The organism is Niveispirillum sp., from assembly GCF_052437035.1.
Lineage (GTDB): Bacteria > Pseudomonadota > Alphaproteobacteria > Azospirillales > Azospirillaceae > Niveispirillum.
On the sequence record NZ_JBQVOH010000005.1, the window covers coordinates 148,176 to 166,879 of the forward strand.

An 18,704-nucleotide genomic window follows, 5' to 3' on the forward strand; every position below is an offset into this window, starting at 1 on the left:
TTTTGATGATCGCTTGGCGTCCCCAAGGGGATTCGAACCCCTGTTACCGCCGTGAGAGGGCGGTGTCCTAGGCCTCTAGACGATGGGGACTAGAGCCGTGCGAGGCGCGCTTTCTATGCGAAAGGGCCGGGGGTGATCAAGCGATTTTTTCACCCCCGGCGCATTTTTTCGCCGGTCAGCGTGTGACCCAGCCGATGAGGGCCTTGGCCTCTGCCCCGTCCCAATGGGCGGCACCGGCCAGACGGCCAACCTCGCGACCTTCGGCATCAACCAGTATCGACAGAGGCAGGCCTTCCTTCAGGGGGAAGGCCTTCATGCTGGTCATCTTCTGATCCAGATAGATGGGCAGGGACTTGATGCCCGCTTTCTCAAAGAATGGTCCGACTTCGTTCAGGCCGCCGCGGTCGACGGAGATGGCGACGACCTGGAATTTGTCGCCCCCTATTTCCGCCTGCAACCGGTCGAGCGCCGGCATTTCGCGGATACAGGGCGCGCACCAAGTGGCCCAGAGGTTGATCAGCAACGCCTTGCTCTTGAACGAGGCCATGTCGACCGGGTTGCCATCCTTGTCGGTGATGGTCATGGGGGGCAGGGCGGGGCGGTCCGGGCTGGCCACGAAGGGGCGTGCCTCGCCCTGGAAAACCGGCATGGCGGTTGGTGCCGCCGGGGGTTCGGCGGTGGTTGCGGGTGCAGCCGCCGGAGGAGCGGTCGCGGAACTTTCCTTCTTCTCGCCGCAGCCCCCCGTTACGAGAATTGCTGTACCCACGGCCACGATTGTTGCGATGCGTCGGAAAATCGCCATTCTGCCCTCTATCGAACTTTGTACGACAGAGTTCGTGCCCGACGGCCCCGCCGTCAACCCCGCAAACCGACGCAGAATGACGATGACCGAGAAAACCACCCAGACCGCCGCCGCCGGAACCGACGCCAACGCGCTGTGGGGCGGGCGATTTGGCTCTGGTCCCGCCGCCATCATGCAGCAGATCAACGCCTCCATCGGCTTTGACCAGAAGCTGTGGGCGCAGGATATTACGGGGTCGAAGGCGCATGCCACGATGCTGGCGGCGCAGGGCATCATCAGCGTGGCCGACCGCGACGCCATCCTGGCCGGGCTGGATCAGGTGGCCACCGAGATCGCCGAGGGCCGTTTCACCTTCACGGTGGAGAATGAGGATATCCACATGAATGTGGAATCCCGCCTGAAGGAGATCATTGGCGAACCGGCGGGCCGCCTGCACACCGCGCGGTCCCGCAATGATCAGGTGGCGACCGATTTCAAGCTGTGGGTGCGCGATGCGTTCGACCGTCTGGACACGGATATTCAGGCGCTGCAGGCAGCCTTGATCGACCGGGCAGAGCAGTTCCCGGACCTGATCATGCCGGGCTTCACGCATTTGCAGACGGCACAGCCCGTCACCTTCGGCCACCATCTGCTGGCCTATGTGGAAATGCTGGGCCGCGACCGGGCGCGCATGCGCGATGCCCGCAAGCGGCTGAATGAATGCCCGCTGGGCTCCGCTGCGCTGGCCGGCACGCCCTATCCCATCGACCGTGAGGCGACGGCAACGGCACTCGGCTTTGACCGGCCCACGGCCAATTCGCTGGACGCCGTGTCCGACCGCGATTTTGCGCTGGATTATCTGGCCGCCGCCAGCATCTGCGGCACCCACCTGTCGCGTCTGGCCGAAGAGATCGTGATCTGGTGCACCAGCCAGTTCCGTTTTATCCGCCTGACCGATGCGTTCACTACCGGCAGCTCCATCATGCCGCAGAAGCGCAACCCCGATGCCGCCGAACTGGTCCGTGCCAAGGTGGGCCGCGTCATCGGCGCGCTGAACGGTCTGCTGATCGTCATGAAGGGTCTGCCGCTGGCCTATTCCAAGGATATGCAGGAAGACAAGGAGCCGGTCTTCATGGCGGATGAGACGCTGGCTTTGTGTCTGGCGGCCACCACCGGCATGATCCGCGACCTGACGCCCGACCCGGCCTCCATGCGCCGCGCGGTGGAGGCGGGCTTCCCCACGGCCACCGACCTTGCCGACTGGCTGGTCCGGTCCTTGGGCGTGCCGTTCCGCGATGCCCACCATATCACGGGCCGCATCGTGAAACTGGCGGAGGAGGCGGGCACCGGTCTGGCTGAGGTGCCGCTGGAAAAGATGCAGGCGGTGCATGCCGGCATCACCGACGCCGTCTATGGCGTGCTGACCTTGGAAGCGTCGGTCAACAGCCGTACCAGCTTTGGCGGCACCGCCCCGTCGCGCGTCCGCGCCGCCGTGGAAGCGGCGAAGGCGCGGTTCCTGTAACCAGCACCCGGAAGGAGCAAGCCCATGCGCAAAGCCATCCTTTTCGTTGCCCTTCTGGCGCTGGCCGGTTGCGGGATGAAACCGCATTTCCCCAAGGCCCCGCCGGGCAGCCCGCCGCCCAAGACCTATCCCGATCCGGCCAGCGATCCGAAGCCGGCCACTCCTTCACTTGAGAAGCCGCAACAATGACCTGCTTCCCTGTTCCCGGTTTTCATTACACCGACGGCGCGCTGCATGCCGAAGGTGTGGCCCTGTCCGCCATCGCCGCCTCGGTCGGCACGCCCACCTATGTCTATACGACAGAGGGGTTGACGGCTGCGTGGCGCGCCTATGCCGATGCCTTTGCCGGTCAGGATGTGACCATCTGCTACGCGTTGAAGGCCAATTCCAATCTGGCCGTCATCCGCACCCTGGCACAGCTGGGCGCCGGCGGTGACGTCGTGTCGGTGGGCGAAATGCGCCGCGCGTTGGCCGCCGGCATTCCCGCTGACAAGATCGTGTTTTCCGGGGTGGGCAAGACGCGGGACGAACTGGTCGCGGCATTGAAGGCCGGCATCCACCAGATCAATGTCGAAAGCCTGCCCGAACTGGAGGTTCTGTCGGAAGTCGCGGTGGAGCTGGGCGTGGAAGCGCCCATCGCCATCCGCATCAATCCCGACGTCGATGCCGAAACCCATGGCAAGATCGCCACGGGTCGCAAGGAGGACAAGTTCGGCATCGATTTCGCCCATGCGGGCGAGGCCTATGCCCGCGCCCTGGCGCTGCCTGGGATCAATCCGGTCGGCATTGCGGTCCATATCGGTTCCCAGCTTCTGAAGACAACGCCGTTCCGCAAGGCGTTCGGCAAGCTGGCCGAACTGGTGCGCGATCTGAAGGCCCAGGGCGTGCCGCTGAGCCGTATCGACCTGGGCGGTGGTCTGGGAGTGCCGTACAAGCCGGAGGATCAGGCCCCCGATTATCCCGCCTATGCCAAGGCCATTGCCGAGACGGTGGGCGGCTTGGGCTGTCATGTCACGCTGGAACCGGGCCGGTCGCTGGTGGCGGCTGCCGGCCTGCTGCTGACCCGCACCATCTTTGTGAAGGAAGGGCTGCACCGCCGCTTCCTGATCGTCGACGCCGCCATGAATGATCTTGTGCGTCCGGCCATGTATGAGGCCTGGCATACCGTGATCCCCGTGGCACAGCCGGCGGCGGATGCCGTGCTGGCCGATGCCGATATTGTCGGCCCGGTATGCGAGACGGGGGACACGTTCGCCCGCCTGCGGCCCATGCCGCCCGTGGCGCCGGGTGATCTGCTGGCCTTTTTGACGGCGGGTGCCTATGGCGCCGCCATGTCTTCGACATATAATTCACGTCCATTGGTGGCCGAGGTTCTGGTGTCGGGCGCGAATTTCGAGGTGGTGCGCCGCCGCCCAAGTTTCGAGGATAGCCTGACGCTGGAGAAGATGCCCGATTGGCTCTCCCCTTAAGCGGTGAAAGCGGGGTAGGCTGTCGGCCAGACATGTAAGGTGTGAACGACAGATGCCGCCCCGCCCCGCCCCGCCCCGTGATCCCGGCCAGCGTCCCGCCGGCCAGAGTCCCGCCCGGACGCTGGCCGCGCGGCTGCGGTCGCTGCTGGGCCGGTATCGGATGGGATCGGTGCCGGTGCCGGCCAAGGCGCCCTTGCCGGGCGATGCCGGCAGCCGCCCCCTGAAACTGGCCCGCACCATCCTGTGGTGGGAGGCGCTGTGGCCCCCGTTCTGGCGGCCCCTGGCGCTGCTGGGCCTGTTCCTGGCCGTGGCCTGGATGGGCCTGTTCGTTCATCTGTCGCCCTGGCTGCATGTGCCGTTGCTGCTGCTCATGCTGGGTGGGGTCGGTTATCTGGTGCGGCAGGGGCTGCGGTCGCTGCGCCTGCCGACGGAGGCGGATGCCCGCCGCCGCCTGGAACGCGACAGCCGGCTGGCGCACCGGCCCCTGTCGCAATTGCAGGATGGCATTGCCGGTGGGGCCGGTGACCCGCTGGCCCATGTGCTCTGGCGGCTGGCGCAGGAGCGGGCGAAGGGCCAGTCGCGGGATCTGCGCGTCGACCTGCCCGACAGCAATCTGGTCAAGCGGGACCCCTGGGCCCTGCGTGTTGCTGTTGCCCTGCTGATGGTCGTGGGGGCGACGGTCGGCTGGGGCGATTTGGGCGGGCGCACTTTGAGTGCCTTCGTGCCTTCCATCGGGCTGGGGGGTGTGTTCACGCCCACCCGTCTGGATGCCTGGGCCACGCCGCCGGACTATACCGGGCAGCCGCCCGTGTTCCTGACGGGCCTGAAACCCGCCAATGCGGTGGATGACGGGACGGAAGAGGGGGAGGAGAAACCCCTGTTCCTGCCGGCGGGGACCAAGCTGGTGGTGCGGCTTGACGGCGGGTTGGGCACGCCCAGCCTGCGTGCCAATAACCAGGATGTGGATTTCCAGCCTGTGGCCGGTGGCGGCCATCAGGTGGAACTGGCCCTGACCGAGGGGGAAGGCGTCTCTGTGCGGCAGTTCGGGCGGGAGGTGGCGTCCTGGCCCATCCGTCTGATCCCCGATCAGCCGCCGGGCATCGCGTTTCGCACCCCGCCGGCGGCCACGGAACGCAATGCGCTGCGCATCGATTATACCGGGGCCGATGATTACGGCATCCATGCCGTCACGGCGACGGTGACGCTGGCCACCGACCTGCCGATGGGCATCGACAAGACGCCCTTCGATCTGCCCCTGCCTGTCCCGGCCAAGAACAAGCGGGAGATTACGGGCACCGGCTATCACGACCTGTCGGGCCATCCCTGGGCCGGAATGCCGGTGACCGTCCGCCTGCGCGCCACCGATGGCGCCGGGCAGGTGTCGCAGAGTGCCGAACAGGCGATCACTCTGCCGGAGCGGCATTTCAACCACCCCGTGGCCCGCGCCATCATCGAACAGCGCAAGACCCTGATCCTGATGGGGGACACGGTGCGCCCGCTGGTGGGCCGCGCCCTGCATGACCTGTCGGTCAATCTAGACGGCTATGGCGGCGATCCGCTGGCCTTCCTGGCGCTGCGCAGTGCGGTGGGCCGCCTGATGCGCAATGCCGGGCCGGACACGGTGCCCAGTTCCATCGCCATGCTGTGGGATGTGGCCCTGCGTATCGAGGATGGGAACCTGTCGCTGGCCGAACGCGAATTGCGCGATGCGCAGAAGGCGCTGATGGAGGCGCTGGATCGCAACGCCCCGGCAGAAGAGATCGACCAGGCCATGCAGCGCCTGGAACAGGCCATGCGCGATTTCATGGATGCGCTGGAACAGCAGGAAGCCAAGAACCCGCAGGCCCAGAATCAGCCGCAGAATCAGGGTGAGCCCGACCCGGATGCGCAGTCCATGAGCCGGGACGAGGTGGAGGACATGGTGCGCCAGATGCGCGACCTGGCCGCATCCGGCAATCATGAGGCGGCGCGGGAGATGCTGTCGCAGCTTCAACAGATGATGGAGAATCTTCAGAACGGGCAGCCGCCACCCCAGCAGGATGTGGAGGCCAACCAGCAGGGTAAGGCACTGGCCGAACTGAACCAGAAGCTGCGGGAAGTTCAGAAGCAGCAGCAGCAATTGATGGATGACACCTTCACCCAGCAGCAGGAACAGTTTGACGGGGCCGGGGAACTGCCCCCCAACCAGATGCCAGGCCTGTCCATGCCCAACCGCCAGAGCCGCCGCCCCGGTGACCAGGGTGCTGCGCAGCAGGGCAAGGCGGATGCCCATGCCGGCGCCATGGCTGGGCGTCAGGAAGAGTTGCGCGGTGAGTTGGGCGACATCATGCGCCGGCTGGGTGAGATGGGCGGCGAAATCCCCCGCCCCCTGGGCCGGGCCGAACGCGCCATGAAGGAGGCCACCGACGCCCTGCGCAGCGGTGCCCCGGATCAGGCCGTGGCCTCACAGGGGGAGGCGCTGGAACAGCTACAGCAGACGCTGAAATCCATGCAGGAACAGATGGCCAAGGCCAGTCCCGGACAGGCTGGCGGCCAGCGCAACCGCACGGGCCGGCAGCAGGGCCGCGACCCGCTGGGCCGCCCGCTGCCCGGTTCCGGCACCCTGGATGGGGAAGAGGTGAAAATCCCCGCCGAGGCCGACATGCAGCGCGCCCGCCAGATTCTGGAGGAGCTGCGCCGCCGCGCCGGCGAACAGAACCGGCCCAAGGCGGAGCGGGATTACATCGACCGTCTGCTGGACCGGTTCAAACGGTATTGAGGGCCAACAGTCTCGACATCCAGGCCCTGTTGCGCCATGTTCCGGGGCCTAGAACACAGCCGGAACGACAGGCCGCCCCATGCCGACCGACAGCGCCCCCAGCACCGCCCTTCCGCCGGCCGACGGCACACCGCTTTATCTGGTGGATGGGTCGGGCTTCATCTTTCGGGCCTATCATGCGCTGCCGCCGTTGAACCGGCCCGACGGGACGCCGGTGAATGCCGTCATGGGCTTCACCAATATGCTGATGCGGCTGCTGGCAGAGCTGAAGGCCGATGCGGTGGCAATCATCTTTGACAGCAAGCGCCTGAATTTCCGCAATGATTTCTACCCCGACTACAAGGCCCACCGCCCCGACCCGCCGGAGGATCTGCGGCCCCAGTTCGCTATCATCCGCGAGGCGGTGGAGGCCTTTAACCTGCCGTCAATCGAGCTGGAAGGGTTTGAGGCTGACGATCTGATCGCCACCTACGCCCGGCAGGCCCGCGCGCTGGGCCGGCCCGTCACCATCGTGTCGTCGGACAAGGACCTGATGCAGCTCGTGGATGACGGGATCCGCATGCTGGACCCGATGAAGAACAAGATGATCGGGCCGGACGAGGTGTTTGAGAAGTTCGGGGTGGCGCCGGACAAGGTGGTGGATGTCCAGGCCCTGGCCGGCGACAGCGTCGACAATGTGCCCGGCGTGCCCGGTATTGGTATCAAGACGGCGGCGCAGTTGATCACCGAATATGGCTCGCTGGAGGCATTGCTGGAGCGGGCAGGCGAGATCCGCCAAGCCGGCCGCCGGCAGAAGCTGATCGAGAATGCCGATCTGGCCCGCATCTCCAAACGGCTCGTCAAGCTGGAGGAAAACGCCCCCGTACCGGTGCCGGTCGAAGAATTGAAGGTGCGGGAGCCGGACGTGAACCGGCTGCTGTCCTGGCTGGGTGTGCAGGGCTTCCGGTCGATCATCGCCAAGGTGAAGGCGGAGATCGCGGCCGACGGTACCCTGGCCGATGGGGCGGCCATCCAAGCCGCCGCCGGCGGTGGCGGGGAACAGCAGCGCCGTGACCTGCGCGCCGCCTTGGATGGTCGTTCCTTTACCCCGCCCACGACCCCGGTAGAGGCGCGGGCCGATGCCCACATCCCCCGCCCGGACAAGATCGAGCATGTGCTGGTCGATACAGAGGAGGCTTTGGCCGCCTGGGTCGCGGAAGGGTTGGAGGCCGGCGTTGTCGCCGTCGATACCGAGACCGATGGATTGACCCCGATGCGGGCCAGTCTGGTGGGCATTTCGCTGTCCACCCGTCCGGGCCGCGCCTGCTACATCCCCGTGGCCCATATTGATCCGTCCACGCCCAAGGACGGGGCGGGGGGCCTGGATTTCGGCGATGGTGCGCCGCCGCCCAAACAGGTGCCGCTGGACCGTGCCCTTGAAATCCTGAAGCCGCTGCTGGAACATCCCGGCGTGCTGAAGGTCGGGCACAATATCAAGTTCGATTGGCAGATGTTCGCCAAGCATGGCGTTACGGTCGCCCCCATCGACGACACGATGCTCCGCTCCTACGTCATTGGCGGCGGGCGGCATGGCCATGGCATGGATGAGCTGGCGCAGCGCCATCTGGGCGTCACCACCATCTCATTTGATGAGGTGACGGGGACGGGCAAGAGCCGTATTACGTTCGACCGCGTGCCGCTGGACAAGGCTACAGCTTATGCGGCGGAGGATGCGGATATCACCCTGCGCCTCTGGCATGTGCTGCGCCATGATGTGCTGGCCGACCGGATGGTGACGGTTTACGAGACGATTGAGCGTCCCCTGGTGCCGGTGGTGGCGCGGATGGAGATGGAAGGCGTGCTGGTCGACCGGCAGGTCCTGAAGGAACTGTCCAACGATTTTGCCAAGCGGCTGGTGGAGCTGGAGGCCGAAATCCATGTCCTGGCTGGCCGCACCTTCAATGTTGGCAGCCCCAAGCAGCTGGGCGAGATCCTGTTTGATGAGATGAAGCTGTCAGGCGGCAAGAAATCCGCCAAGACAGGCGCCTGGTCCACCGACAGTTCGGTGCTGGAGGAACTGGCCGATTTGGGCATTCCCATCTGCCAGAAGGTCATGGACTGGCGGCAATTCGCCAAGCTGAAATCCACCTACACGGACACGCTGGGCGAACAGATCAATCCCGGCACGGGCCGTGTCCATACCAGCTTTGCCCTGGCCGCCACCTCCACGGGCCGCCTGTCATCGACCGACCCCAACCTGCAGAACATCCCCATCCGCACGGAAGAAGGGCGCAAGATTCGCCGTGCTTTCGTGGCGGCCCCCGGCAACCGCATCATGTCCGTGGATTACAGCCAGATCGAACTGCGCATCGTGGCGGAAATGGCGGGCATCCCGGCCCTGCAACAGGCCTTCCGCGATGGCATCGACATCCATGCCATGACGGCGAGCCAGGTGTTCAACGTACCGCTGGACCAGATGACGTCGGAGATTCGTCGCCGGGCCAAGGCCATCAATTTCGGTATCATCTATGGCATTTCCAGCTTCGGCCTGTCGCGTCAGTTGGGCATTTCTGCCGGGGAGGCCGGGGCCTTCATCAAGGCCTATTTTGAGCGGTTCCCGGAGCTTCAGGCCTATATGGAAAAGACCAAGGCGGAAGCCGCGCGCGACGGCTATGTCCGCACCCTGCTGGGCCGCAAATGCTGGATCCAGGGCATCCAGGAAAAGGGTGCGCGCAAATCCTATGCCGAGCGTCAGGCCATCAACGCCCCCATCCAGGGGACCGCCGCCGACATCATCAAGCTGGCCATGATCAAGCTGCCGGGCGCGCTGGCCGAGGCAGGGTTGAAGGCCCGCATGCTGTTGCAGGTGCATGATGAACTGCTGTTCGAGGTGCCCGACGCGGAGGTGGAGGCCACATCCGCCCTGGTCCGCCGGGTGATGGAAGGGGCCGCCGATATCGGCATCCCGCTGGTGGCGGAAGCCGGCGTCGGCCTGTCCTGGGCCGAGGCGCATTGATCAATCGATACGACATTTTCCGTTTGAGGACAGGTTCATGACCCTTCGCCGCCTTGGTCGCACCGACCTGATGGTTCCCGCCCTTTGCCTGGGCACGATGACCTGGGGCCGGCAGAACAGCCCGGAAGAAGGCTTCGCCCAGATGGATATGGCGCTGGATCGCGGCCTGTTCTTCTGGGACACGGCCGAGATGTATTCCGCCCCGCCCATCGCCGCCACCTGTGGCCGCACGGAAGAGATCATCGGCGACTGGTTCGCCCGGACGGGTCGCCGCAATGAGGTGCTGCTGGCCAGCAAGGTGGTGGGCGATGGGTCCGGCATGGATTACCTGCGCGGCGGCAAGGCGCGCGCCGATCGGAAAAATATCACTGAGGCGGTGGAAGCAAGCCTGCGCCGCCTGCGCACCAACCATATCGACCTGTATCAGCTACACTGGCCCGACCGGCAGGCCGACCGCTTTGGCCGCACCGTGGCCCATCCGGCGGCCCAGCCGGGCGAGGTGCCGATTGAGGAGACGCTGGCCGTCTTCGCCGACCTGATCAAGGCCGGCAAAATCCGGCATGTCGGGGTGTCCAACGAAACGCCATGGGGCACCATGCGTTATGTCGCCGCTGCCTACCATCTGGGCCTGCCCCGCATCGCCAGCATACAAAACCCCTATTCCCTGCTGAACCGCACGTTCGAGATGGGGCTGTCGGAGGTGGCGCTACGCGAGGATGTGTCGATGTTGGCCTATTCGCCGCTGGCCGCCGGCACCCTGACGGGCAAGTATCTGGATGGCGCGCTGCCGGCGGGATCGCGCCGTACCGTGGATCACCGCAAGTCGCGCTATGACTTGCCGCGCGGCGATGCGGCGACGCGCGACTATCTGGCCATTGCCCGCGACCATGGGCTGGACCCCGCTGCCATGGCCATCGCCTTCGTCGTCTCCCGTTCCTTCGTGACCAGCACGATCATCGGGGCCACCAGTATGGACCATCTGAAGGTCGCCATTGATGCCGGCTCGCTGACCCTGTCGGCGGAGGTGCTGGCCGCGCTGGATGCCGTCCATGCGGCCAATCCCAACCCCTGTCCCTGAAGTGAAGACCATGCTGCGTCTGTTCGTCGGGATACCGATGCCGGAGGCGGTGGTGGAACGGCTGTCCAGCCTGGCCAACGGCCTGCCCGGTGCCCGCTGGGTGCGACCCGAAAACTACCACCTGACCTTGCGTTTCCTGGGGGAGATTGACGAGGGCACGGCCCATGATGTGGATGAGGCGCTGGACCTTGTCACCGGCCCGTCCTTCCCCTTGACCTTGTCCGGCCTGGGCAGTTTCGGCAGCGGGCACAAGCAGCACGCGCTCTGGGCAGGATTGGTGGACAACGACCCGCTGCTGCACCTTCAGGCCAAGGTGGAATCCGCCCTGGTCCGGTCGGGCCAGCCGCCGGAACAGCGCAAATACAGCCCGCATGTGACCCTGGCCTATCTGACCGACACGCCGCCGGCCAAGCTGGCCCATTATATGGGGGTCAACGGCCTGTTCCAGGCGGGGCCCTTCACGGTGGACCGTTACTGCCTTTACGAAAGCGTCCTGGGCAAGTCGGGCGCGACCTATCACATCCTGCAGGAATATCCGCTGGGGGGATGGGGTGTGTGATCACCCCGCCAGCCGCCGTGCCGCCGCCAGCAGGGCTTCCACGGCGGCCTCATCGCTGTTCCAGGCGGTGACCAGGCGCACGACAGGGCCGTCCCAGCGGTAAAAGCCGAAGCCCGCCGCTTCCAGCCCTGCGATCACCGGTTCCGGCAGGGCGATGAAGATCTCGTTCCCGTCCACGGGATGGGCCAGATGCGCGCCGGGCAGGGCCGACAGCCCGTCAGCCAGCCGCATCGCCATGCGGTTGGCATGGCCGGCCAGCCGCAGCCACAGCCCGCCCTGCACATAGGCCTCCAGCTGTGCCGACAGGAAGCGCATCTTGGAGAACAGGTGTGCCGCGCGCTTGCGGCGGTAACCGAAATTCTCCGACAGTTCGCGGTCGAAGAACACCACCGCCTCCGCCCCCAGGGCGCCATTCTTGGTGGCGCCGAAGGACAGGACATCCACACCGGCCCGCCAGGTGATGTCCGCCGGCGAACAGCCCAGCGAGGCGACGGCATTGGCAAAGCGTGCCCCGTCCATATGCACCCGCAGACCATGGTGCCGGGCGACGGCGGTCAGCGCCGCTACCTCTGCCGGACTGTAGGCCGTGCCGCATTCGGTCAACTGGCTCAGCGACAGGGCAGCCGGCTGTACCACATGCACGAAGCCCTTGTGCACCCGGTCCAGTGCCGACGACAGGGTGGCGGGCATCAGCTTGCCATGATCGCCGGGAAGGGTGACCAGCTTGGCCCCGCCCGTGAACATTTCCGGCGCGCCGCATTCATCGGCCTGGATATGCGCTTCGGCATGGCAATAGATGCTGCCCCAGGGCGGGGTCAGGGCCGCCAGTGCCAGGGCATTGGCGGCGGTACCGGTTGCCACGGGAAAGACGGCGACGTCGCGTTCGAACAGGTCCGACAGGGACTGTGTCAGCCGCTTTGTCCAATCATCATTGCCATAGGACGGGGCGGTGCCGCCATTTGCCTTGACGATGGCATCCAGGATTTCCGGCGCTGCCCCCGTCACATTGTCGGACATGAAATTCATTTAACGTCCATTTCCCCTGGGAATCGGTTCTATTGTGACCAGGATCACGGCGTGGATGTCACAAGCACCGCATGTTCGCCCGTGGCCGGATCGACGAGAAGCACCTGTGTGCGACCGTCGGTCAGTTTAACCTGTACGGCGACGCGGCCATTCACGGCGGCGATGCCGGGCAGCAGGACCGCTCCCGGCGGCAATGTCACCGCCTCGGTCGGCATCGGTGCCTTCACGGGTGCCGGGACCGGTGGCGCGGGCGGGACCGGCGGTTCGGCCTCGGGGGCTTTCCCCTGCATGCCGAAACGGGCCGAAAACGTGCGCGGATGATTGGGGTCCGTGGAGCGTTTATAGACTTCATAGCCCAGGAACGCGAACCCGGCCGCGATGATCACGGCCCCGATGATAAGGATGTTCTTCAGTGCCTGCACGTTCGGCAAATCCCCAGTTGAAGGCCGCCGGCCGGACGGATATCCCGCCCGCCGGCCTGGAATTCGACCTGGATGACGATCTGTGCGACGAGGAATTCCTGCCCGCCGCCGATGCCGCCCCTGTCCAGGGTGCCGGACCCGCCGAGCATGACGCCATCATCGATGGCAACATGGACGGGGACCGTCTGGACAAGGCGCTGGCGGATCTGCTGGCCGCTGCCGGCCTGTCGCGTTCCCGCCTGCGCGCCCTGATCGATCAGGGGCATGTCTCCACAGGTGGGCAGACCATAAACGACGCGTCCCGCCGGGTCAAAGCCGGCCAGACCTTCCGCGTGCATGTTCCGGCCAGCGCGCCCGCCCTGCCCGTGGCCCAGGATATCCCGCTGTCGATCATTCATGAGGATGAAGACCTGCTGGTCATCGACAAGCCGGCGGGCATGGTGGTGCATCCCGCCGCAGGTAACCCGGACGGCACGCTGGTCAACGCCCTGCTGCACCATTGCGGTGACCGGCTGTCGGGCATCGGTGGCGTGCGCCGGCCAGGCATCGTCCATCGGCTGGACAAGGATACAAGCGGTCTGATGGTGGTGGCCAAGAATGACCGCGCGCATCAGGCCCTGTCGGCGCAGTTCGCCGACCGGTCGCTGTCGCGTACCTATCAGGCGGTGGTCTGGGCCGTGCCTAACCCGCGCACAGGCGAGATCAACGCCAATATCGGTCGCCACCCGACCGACCGCAAGCGCATGGCCGTGCTGGACCGGGGTGGCAAGGTTGCCATCACACGCTACAGCACCGTCCGGGCCCTGGGGCCGGCGGCGGCCCTGATCGAATGCAAGCTGCTGACGGGCCGCACCCACCAGATCCGGGTGCACATGACCCATGTCGGCCATCCGCTGGTCGGCGACCCCGTCTATGGCCGTGTCCGCACGGGCCGCACGCGCGGTCTGTCGGAAGGGGCCAAGCAGGCGCTGGAGACGTTCCCGCGTCAGGCGCTGCACGCCGCCGCCATTGAGTTCATCCATCCGGCCACGGGCGCCAAGGTGCGCTTTGAAACTGTGTTACCGGATGATTTCAAGGGCTTAATTCATGCGCTGGAGGTGCTATAATGCCGCCGCGCATGATGACCGGGCCTCTTCTGGACGGGCGCATGTCGTGTCCGTTCAGGACCTATTCATCGCTGTCGGTGCCAGTTGGGCCGATGGTGTCAACCAGCCTTATGCAAGGGGGTTAACATGACCGCTTCCGTTCCCGCCATTCCGGTCGTCAGCTCGGAAAGCAGCCTCAGCCGCTATCTCCAGGAAATCCGCAAGTTCCCGATGCTGGAACCGGGTGAGGAGTACATGCTGGCCAAGAGCTGGCGCGAGCATGAGGATACCAAGGCCGCCCACCGTCTGGTGACCAGCCATCTGCGCCTTGTGGCGAAGATTGCCATGGGCTATCGCGGCTATGGCCTGCCGGTCTCCGAACTGATTTCCGAAGGCAATGTCGGCATGATGCAGGCCGTCAAGCGGTTTGAGCCCGACCGCGGCTTTCGTTTGGCCACCTACGCCATGTGGTGGATTCGGGCTGCCATCCAGGAATATATCCTGCACAGCTGGTCGCTGGTGAAGATGGGCACCACGGCGGCGCAGAAGAAGCTGTTCTTCAATCTGCGCAAGTTGAAGGGCCAGATGCAGGCCATCGATGATGGCGACCTGCCGCCGGAGGTGGTGACCAAGATCGCCACCACCCTGGACGTGCCGGAAGCCGACGTCGTTTCCATGAACCAGCGTCTGGCCGCGGGTGACCATTCCCTGAATGCGCCGCTGCGCATTGATGGCGAGGGGGAGTGGCAGGACTGGCTGGTCGATGAAAGCGAAAGCCAGGAAATCCGCCTGGGTGACCAGCAGGAACTGGGCAAGCGCAAGGCCCTGCTGGCCAGCGCCATGAAGGGCCTGAACGAGCGTGAGCGTCATATCCTGATCGAACGCCGCCTGCGCGAGGAACCGACGACGCTGGAAGACCTGTCGCAGCATTACGGCATCAGCCGTGAACGCGTGCGTCAGATCGAGGTGCGGGCCTTTGAGAAGCTTCAGAAGGCCATCAAGACCGCCGCGATCCAGCAGCAGTTAACGTAAATCAGATCACCCCGCCGCCCTTTCCAGCGCCACCACCTCTTCCCGGGGGAGGTGGCGGGGAAGGGTCAGGGTGAAGCAGGTTCCGCGGCCTTCGGCGGAGCTGACGCTGATCACGCCTTGCAATGACTGCGTCACCAGATTGAAGACAATGTGCAGGCCCAGGCCGGAACCACCCCGGGCGCGGTTGGTGGTGAAGAAGGGTTCGAACAGCCGGTCCATGTGGGCGGCGGGCACACCCTTGCCATCATCCTGGAACCGCAACTCCACCTGATCATCGGGCAGTTCACGTACCGTGATCTTCATGGTGCCCTGACGGTCCGGGCCGAAAGCGTGGATCAGGGCATTGATGATCAGGTTGGTCAGCACCTGGAACAGGGCGCCGGGATAGCTGTCCATATGGATGCCAGTGGGGCATTCGACCAGGACACGGTGCGGTTCCCCGCGCAGCCGTGGCGCCAGGCTTTGCAGCACCTCGTCGATATAGGCGCCCAGCAGGAAATCGCGCCGTTCCTCGCTGGCCTGATCCACGGCCACCCGCTTGAAACTCTGCACCAGTTCGGCGGCGCGGCCGATATTGGTGTGGACCAGCAGGGCGCTGTCGCGCAGCGTGCCTTGATGCTCCGTCAACTGGCTGCGGGTCAGCTTGCCGGCAGCCACCGTCTTGTCCAGGGAGGTGACAACATCCTCCAGATGGGTGATGGCGGTCAGGGCGATGCCGATGGGCGTGTTCAACTCATGCGCCACCCCGGCGACCAGCCGGCCCAGGCTGGCCAGCTTCTCCGCCTGGGTCAGGCTGTTGCGGGTTTCGCCCAACTGTTGCTGCGCCTCTTCCAGTTCTGCGACCTTGTGGGCCAGCTCGTCGCGCTGATTGGCGATGATGGCTTCACGGCGAAGCAGCTCAGTATTGGCTTCCTTCAGACGAGCCTGTTCGGCCTGCAGGGCGCGCAGGCGCTGAAACTCCATACGGCGCAGGGTTGATAGCTGATAGGCCGTGAAGGCGCCGAAGATATTGGCCAGCGACTGCATGACCGTCGCGGTGCTCATCTGTGACGCCGTGGCACCCGATGCCGGCATGAACAGGCCGATATAAAGGCCGCTGGCCGCCACGCCCCAGGGGATCATGTAGATCACCCGTGTCGGCAGGAACAGATAGTTCATCAGTACGACGATCATCACGAAGAAGCTGACCGTCAGGCCCACCTGCCCCCCGCGATGGATCAGCAGCGCGCCTGCCGAGGTGATGGCCCAGATATAGGTCATCGTCAGCAACACAAGGCCATATCGCAGGCCTACATACTTGGCCTTTACCGGCACCAGCATGGTGGCGATGATCAGCACATAGACGACACCGCGCAGCGGCATCATGACGGTCAGGACCGTCTCAAGGCTGAAATACACAAAGTCCAGTGAGGCGGCCATCAGGTAGAAGATTGCCAGGGCCAGGAGATTGCGCCGCAGGCCCTTGGCTTCCGCCTCCAGCATATGCTGGCGGAAATCCTGCTCCATCGCCCTGTCGGCGAACTCCGCAAATTTCAGCATCTAAACGGCGCGTCCTTCCCCCTTGGTCGCGCCACAGCGCGCCTAAACGCGGGAAGCATTCTAGGCAAGAAGGTCGAGCGCGGCAACAGAAGTGCAACCAAAAGCGGGCGGTGGAAAAGGGCTTTCCACCGCCCGCCGGCTACCTACTCAATAGGCATATTCCTTATAGATGGGATCGATGTTCCCACCCCAGGCACCCTGGTACTTCTCCAGCATCTCGGTCGACAAGGACCGGCCCGACTCCGCGATGGCGATCAGCGGTTCGATGAAGTGGGTTTCATCATCGCCCATGCCGGCGGTGCGGGCCCTGCTGCGCAACCCTTCGCGGGCGATATCGACCACGCGGCGGGCCACATCCTGCACCGTTCCACCCTGGAACGGGGTGGCCAGGCCCAGGCGCGGCACATCGCGGCGCAGGGTGGCACGGTCTTCCTGGGTCCAGCCCTTCACCAGATCCCAGGCGGCATCCAGCGCACTGGTATCATAGAGCAACCCGACCCAGAGCGCGGGCAGGGCGCAGAGGCGGCCCCAGGGGCCGGCATCGGCCCCCCGCATTTCCAGATACTTCTTCAGGCGCACTTCCGGGAACATGGTCGTCATGTGGTCCGACCAGTCGGTCATCAGCGGCTTCTCACCGGGAACGGTAGAGAGCTTGCCATCCAGGAAGTCACGGAACGACAGGCCCGATGCGTCCAGATACTGCCCGTCGCGATAGACGAAATACATGGGCACATCGAGCGCGTAATCGACGTAGCGTTCGAACCCGAACCCGTCCTCGAACACAAAGGGCAGGTCGCCGGTGCGGTCCTTGTCCGTGTCGGTCCAGATATGGGAACGGTAGCTCTGGAAGCCGTTGGGCTTGCCCTCCATAAAGGGGCTGGCCGCGAACAGGGCCGTGGCAATGGGTTGCAGGGCCAGCGACACCCTGAACTTCTTCACCATGTCGGCTTCGGACGCGAAGTCCAGGTTTACCTGGACGGTGCATGTCCGGGTCATCATGTCCAGGCCAAGCGTCCCGACCTTGGGCATGTAGGAGCCCATAATCTTGTACCGGCCCTTGGGCATCCAGGGGATGTCGGACCGCTTCCATTTCGGGTTGAAGCCCATGCCCAGCATGCCAAAGCCCAAATCCTGGCCGATGGCGCGCACTTCCGCCAGATGCTGCCCCACCTCCCCACAGGTCTGGTGGATGCTGACCAGCGGCGCGCCCGACAGTTCGAACTGCCCGCCGGGTTCCAGGCTGATATTGGCCATGCCCTTGGTCAGGGCGATGATATTATCGCCCTCCCGCACGGGTTCCCAGCCGAATCGCCGCTGAAACTCCCCCAGGATCTCACCGATCCCGCCAGGGCCGGCATAGGGGACGGGGGCATGGTCGGGACCCCGGAAAACAAACTTCTCATGCTCGGTGCCGATGCGCCAATCGCTGGCCGGCTTTAACCCACTTTCCAGATACTCGACCAGTTGCCGGCGGTCGGTGATCGGTTCGCCGCGCGACGTCGGAGGTGCGGACATTGGTTTTGTTCCTTAACGCGAAGGACGTTGCAAAGACGGCGGGCGGGATCAGTCAGGTGCGATTGGGCGGCCTTGCATCACCGTCGGCCGACCGCCAGTCGCCCCCCGCCGCCTGCCAGACGGCAAGGGCGGAGAAAGCGGCGGTATCGGCGCGCAGCACGCGCGGCCCCAGGCCCACGCTTACCACAAAAGGCAGGCGGCGCAGGGCATCAAGTTCCTGTTGGTCAAATCCCCCCTCCGGACCCACAAGGAATGCGACGGGCTTTCCCGCCGCCGCAGTGACGGCGGTCACCAGCGGTGCTGCCACCCCGCTTTCCGCCGCCACGAACAGGGTGCGGGCCGGGTCCCAATCGGACAGCAGCCGGCCCAGTTCCACCCCGTCCGCCACGTCCGGCGCGTCCAACCTCTCACACTGTTCGGCGGCCTCCAGGGCGTTGGCGCGCAGCCGGTCGATATTCACGCGGTTGACATCGCCGCGCCGGGTGAAGACGGGCACCAGCCGGCCTACGCCCAGCTCCACCGCCTTTTCCACCACATATTCGGTGCGCCCGCCCTTCAACGGTGCGAACAGCAGCCAGGGGGCGGGCGGGGCGTCAATGTCGGGGCTGCGCGTCTGCTGGTCCAGGCGCAGGGTGCCGGCGGATTTGGACAGGGTCTCGATATGGGCCAGGAATTCCCCGTCCCGGCCATTGAAGGCCAGCACCCCATCCCCCGGCCCTTGCCGCAGCACCGCCCGCAGATAATGCGCCCGGTCCCCATCCAGCACCGCCGCCCCACCGGGGCTCAACGGCTGGTCAATGAACAGGCGGGTGCGGGGCAGGGCGTCGGCAGCCATGGCGGGTCCGGAAAGCTGATCTCCACCATAGGGATAGGCTTTCAGGCGGAAATGTCCAGTGTTGTGGGCAGAACGGGGGCCGTTGCCG

15 protein-coding genes and 1 tRNA gene are annotated in these 18,704 nt (G+C 65.3%); 9 read left to right on the forward strand and 7 right to left on the reverse strand.

The features are described 5' to 3' along the window. Nucleotides 1–14 precede the first annotated feature (14 nt). Both ACT6Q8_RS14445 and ACT6Q8_RS14450 read right to left on the reverse strand, forming a co-directional pair. A tRNA-Glu gene (locus tag ACT6Q8_RS14445) sits at nucleotides 15–90 on the reverse strand. A gap of 85 nt (nucleotides 91–175) precedes the next feature. Next, nucleotides 176–802, reverse strand: a complete 627-nt coding sequence (locus ACT6Q8_RS14450; RefSeq protein WP_444733371.1) for a TlpA family protein disulfide reductase — start codon at nucleotides 800–802, stop codon at nucleotides 176–178. A gap of 82 nt (nucleotides 803–884) precedes the next feature. Here ACT6Q8_RS14450 and argH point away from each other — a divergent pair, with 82 nt between their 5' ends. The 7 genes from argH (at nucleotide 885) to thpR (ending at nucleotide 11,162) form a co-directional block, all read left to right on the forward strand. Then, entirely contained in the window at nucleotides 885–2,303 is a 1,419-nt protein-coding gene (gene argH / locus ACT6Q8_RS14455) for an argininosuccinate lyase (RefSeq protein ID WP_444733372.1), read from the forward strand. 24 nt (nucleotides 2,304–2,327) lie between these two features. Further along, nucleotides 2,328–2,492, forward strand: coding sequence for a hypothetical protein (locus ACT6Q8_RS14460; protein ID WP_444733373.1), 165 nt, complete (start codon nucleotides 2,328–2,330; stop codon nucleotides 2,490–2,492). Next, nucleotides 2,489–3,772, forward strand: coding sequence for a diaminopimelate decarboxylase (gene lysA / locus ACT6Q8_RS14465; protein WP_054168882.1), 1,284 nt, complete (start codon nucleotides 2,489–2,491; stop codon nucleotides 3,770–3,772). The genes ACT6Q8_RS14460 and lysA overlap by 4 nt, the downstream gene beginning before the upstream one ends. A 52-nt stretch (nucleotides 3,773–3,824) precedes the next feature. Continuing rightward, nucleotides 3,825–6,530 (forward strand): TIGR02302 family protein, encoded by a 2,706-nt coding sequence (locus tag ACT6Q8_RS14470; RefSeq protein WP_444733374.1) that lies wholly within the window; start codon nucleotides 3,825–3,827, stop codon nucleotides 6,528–6,530. Between the two features lie 79 nt (nucleotides 6,531–6,609). Next, nucleotides 6,610–9,525, forward strand: coding sequence for a DNA polymerase I (polA, locus tag ACT6Q8_RS14475; RefSeq protein ID WP_444733375.1), 2,916 nt, complete (start codon nucleotides 6,610–6,612; stop codon nucleotides 9,523–9,525). A 37-nt stretch (nucleotides 9,526–9,562) separates the two neighbouring features. Further along, nucleotides 9,563–10,603 carry an aldo/keto reductase gene (locus ACT6Q8_RS14480; protein WP_444733376.1) on the forward strand — a complete coding sequence of 347 codons (1,041 nt, stop codon included), beginning with the start codon at nucleotides 9,563–9,565 and terminating at the stop codon, nucleotides 10,601–10,603. Between the two features lie 10 nt (nucleotides 10,604–10,613). Then, nucleotides 10,614–11,162 carry an RNA 2',3'-cyclic phosphodiesterase gene (thpR, locus tag ACT6Q8_RS14485; protein WP_444733377.1) on the forward strand — a complete coding sequence of 183 codons (549 nt, stop codon included), beginning with the start codon at nucleotides 10,614–10,616 and terminating at the stop codon, nucleotides 11,160–11,162. On the opposite strand, the gene ACT6Q8_RS14490 is transcribed toward thpR, so the two are convergent. Together ACT6Q8_RS14490 and ACT6Q8_RS14495 are read right to left on the reverse strand one after the other, a co-directional pair. Then, a complete protein-coding gene (locus tag ACT6Q8_RS14490; protein WP_054168886.1) occupies nucleotides 11,163–12,188 on the reverse strand; it encodes a threonine aldolase family protein in 1,026 nt (341 codons plus the stop codon). Between the two features lie 44 nt (nucleotides 12,189–12,232). Further along, nucleotides 12,233–12,610, reverse strand: coding sequence for a hypothetical protein (locus tag ACT6Q8_RS14495; protein ID WP_054168887.1), 378 nt, complete (start codon nucleotides 12,608–12,610; stop codon nucleotides 12,233–12,235). On the opposite strand from ACT6Q8_RS14495, the gene ACT6Q8_RS14500 reads away from it, so the two are divergent. Both ACT6Q8_RS14500 and rpoH read left to right on the forward strand, forming a co-directional pair. After that, nucleotides 12,601–13,716, forward strand: coding sequence for an RluA family pseudouridine synthase (locus tag ACT6Q8_RS14500; RefSeq protein WP_444733378.1), 1,116 nt, complete (start codon nucleotides 12,601–12,603; stop codon nucleotides 13,714–13,716). The genes ACT6Q8_RS14495 and ACT6Q8_RS14500 overlap by 10 nt on opposite strands. Before the next feature lie 126 nt (nucleotides 13,717–13,842). After that, nucleotides 13,843–14,727 carry an RNA polymerase sigma factor RpoH gene (gene rpoH / locus ACT6Q8_RS14505; protein WP_054168888.1) on the forward strand — a complete coding sequence of 295 codons (885 nt, stop codon included), beginning with the start codon at nucleotides 13,843–13,845 and terminating at the stop codon, nucleotides 14,725–14,727. A 6-nt stretch (nucleotides 14,728–14,733) separates the two neighbouring features. Here the strand turns inward: rpoH and ACT6Q8_RS14510 are convergent, their stop codons facing one another. From ACT6Q8_RS14510 to ACT6Q8_RS14520, 3 genes are all read right to left on the reverse strand, one after another. Beyond that, nucleotides 14,734–16,266, reverse strand: a complete 1,533-nt coding sequence (locus ACT6Q8_RS14510) for an ATP-binding protein (RefSeq protein WP_082372449.1) — start codon at nucleotides 16,264–16,266, stop codon at nucleotides 14,734–14,736. A gap of 147 nt (nucleotides 16,267–16,413) precedes the next feature. Beyond that, a complete protein-coding gene (locus tag ACT6Q8_RS14515) occupies nucleotides 16,414–17,781 on the reverse strand; it encodes a glutamate--cysteine ligase (RefSeq protein WP_444733379.1) in 1,368 nt (455 codons plus the stop codon). 52 nt (nucleotides 17,782–17,833) lie between these two features. Beyond that, nucleotides 17,834–18,616 (reverse strand): 16S rRNA (uracil(1498)-N(3))-methyltransferase, encoded by a 783-nt coding sequence (locus ACT6Q8_RS14520; RefSeq protein WP_444733380.1) that lies wholly within the window; start codon nucleotides 18,614–18,616, stop codon nucleotides 17,834–17,836. Nucleotides 18,617–18,704 lie beyond the last annotated feature (88 nt).

Coding starts and splice junctions, on each gene's coding strand:
- lysA (WP_054168882.1), top strand. CDS start 2,489: ATGACCTGCTTCCCTGTTCCCGGTTTTCATTACACCGACGGCGCGCTG.
- thpR (WP_444733377.1), top strand. CDS start 10,614: ATGCTGCGTCTGTTCGTCGGGATACCGATGCCGGAGGCGGTGGTGGAA.
- polA (WP_444733375.1), top strand. CDS start 6,610: ATGCCGACCGACAGCGCCCCCAGCACCGCCCTTCCGCCGGCCGACGGC.
- ACT6Q8_RS14515 (WP_444733379.1), bottom strand. CDS start 17,781: ATGTCCGCACCTCCGACGTCGCGCGGCGAACCGATCACCGACCGCCGG.
- ACT6Q8_RS14480 (WP_444733376.1), top strand. CDS start 9,563: ATGACCCTTCGCCGCCTTGGTCGCACCGACCTGATGGTTCCCGCCCTT.
- rpoH (WP_054168888.1), top strand. CDS start 13,843: ATGACCGCTTCCGTTCCCGCCATTCCGGTCGTCAGCTCGGAAAGCAGC.
- ACT6Q8_RS14450 (WP_444733371.1), bottom strand. CDS start 802: ATGGCGATTTTCCGACGCATCGCAACAATCGTGGCCGTGGGTACAGCA.
- argH (WP_444733372.1), top strand. CDS start 885: ATGACCGAGAAAACCACCCAGACCGCCGCCGCCGGAACCGACGCCAAC.
- ACT6Q8_RS14510 (WP_082372449.1), bottom strand. CDS start 16,266: ATGCTGAAATTTGCGGAGTTCGCCGACAGGGCGATGGAGCAGGATTTC.
- ACT6Q8_RS14470 (WP_444733374.1), top strand. CDS start 3,825: ATGCCGCCCCGCCCCGCCCCGCCCCGTGATCCCGGCCAGCGTCCCGCC.
- ACT6Q8_RS14490 (WP_054168886.1), bottom strand. CDS start 12,188: ATGAATTTCATGTCCGACAATGTGACGGGGGCAGCGCCGGAAATCCTG.
- ACT6Q8_RS14460 (WP_444733373.1), top strand. CDS start 2,328: ATGCGCAAAGCCATCCTTTTCGTTGCCCTTCTGGCGCTGGCCGGTTGC.
- ACT6Q8_RS14520 (WP_444733380.1), bottom strand. CDS start 18,616: ATGGCTGCCGACGCCCTGCCCCGCACCCGCCTGTTCATTGACCAGCCG.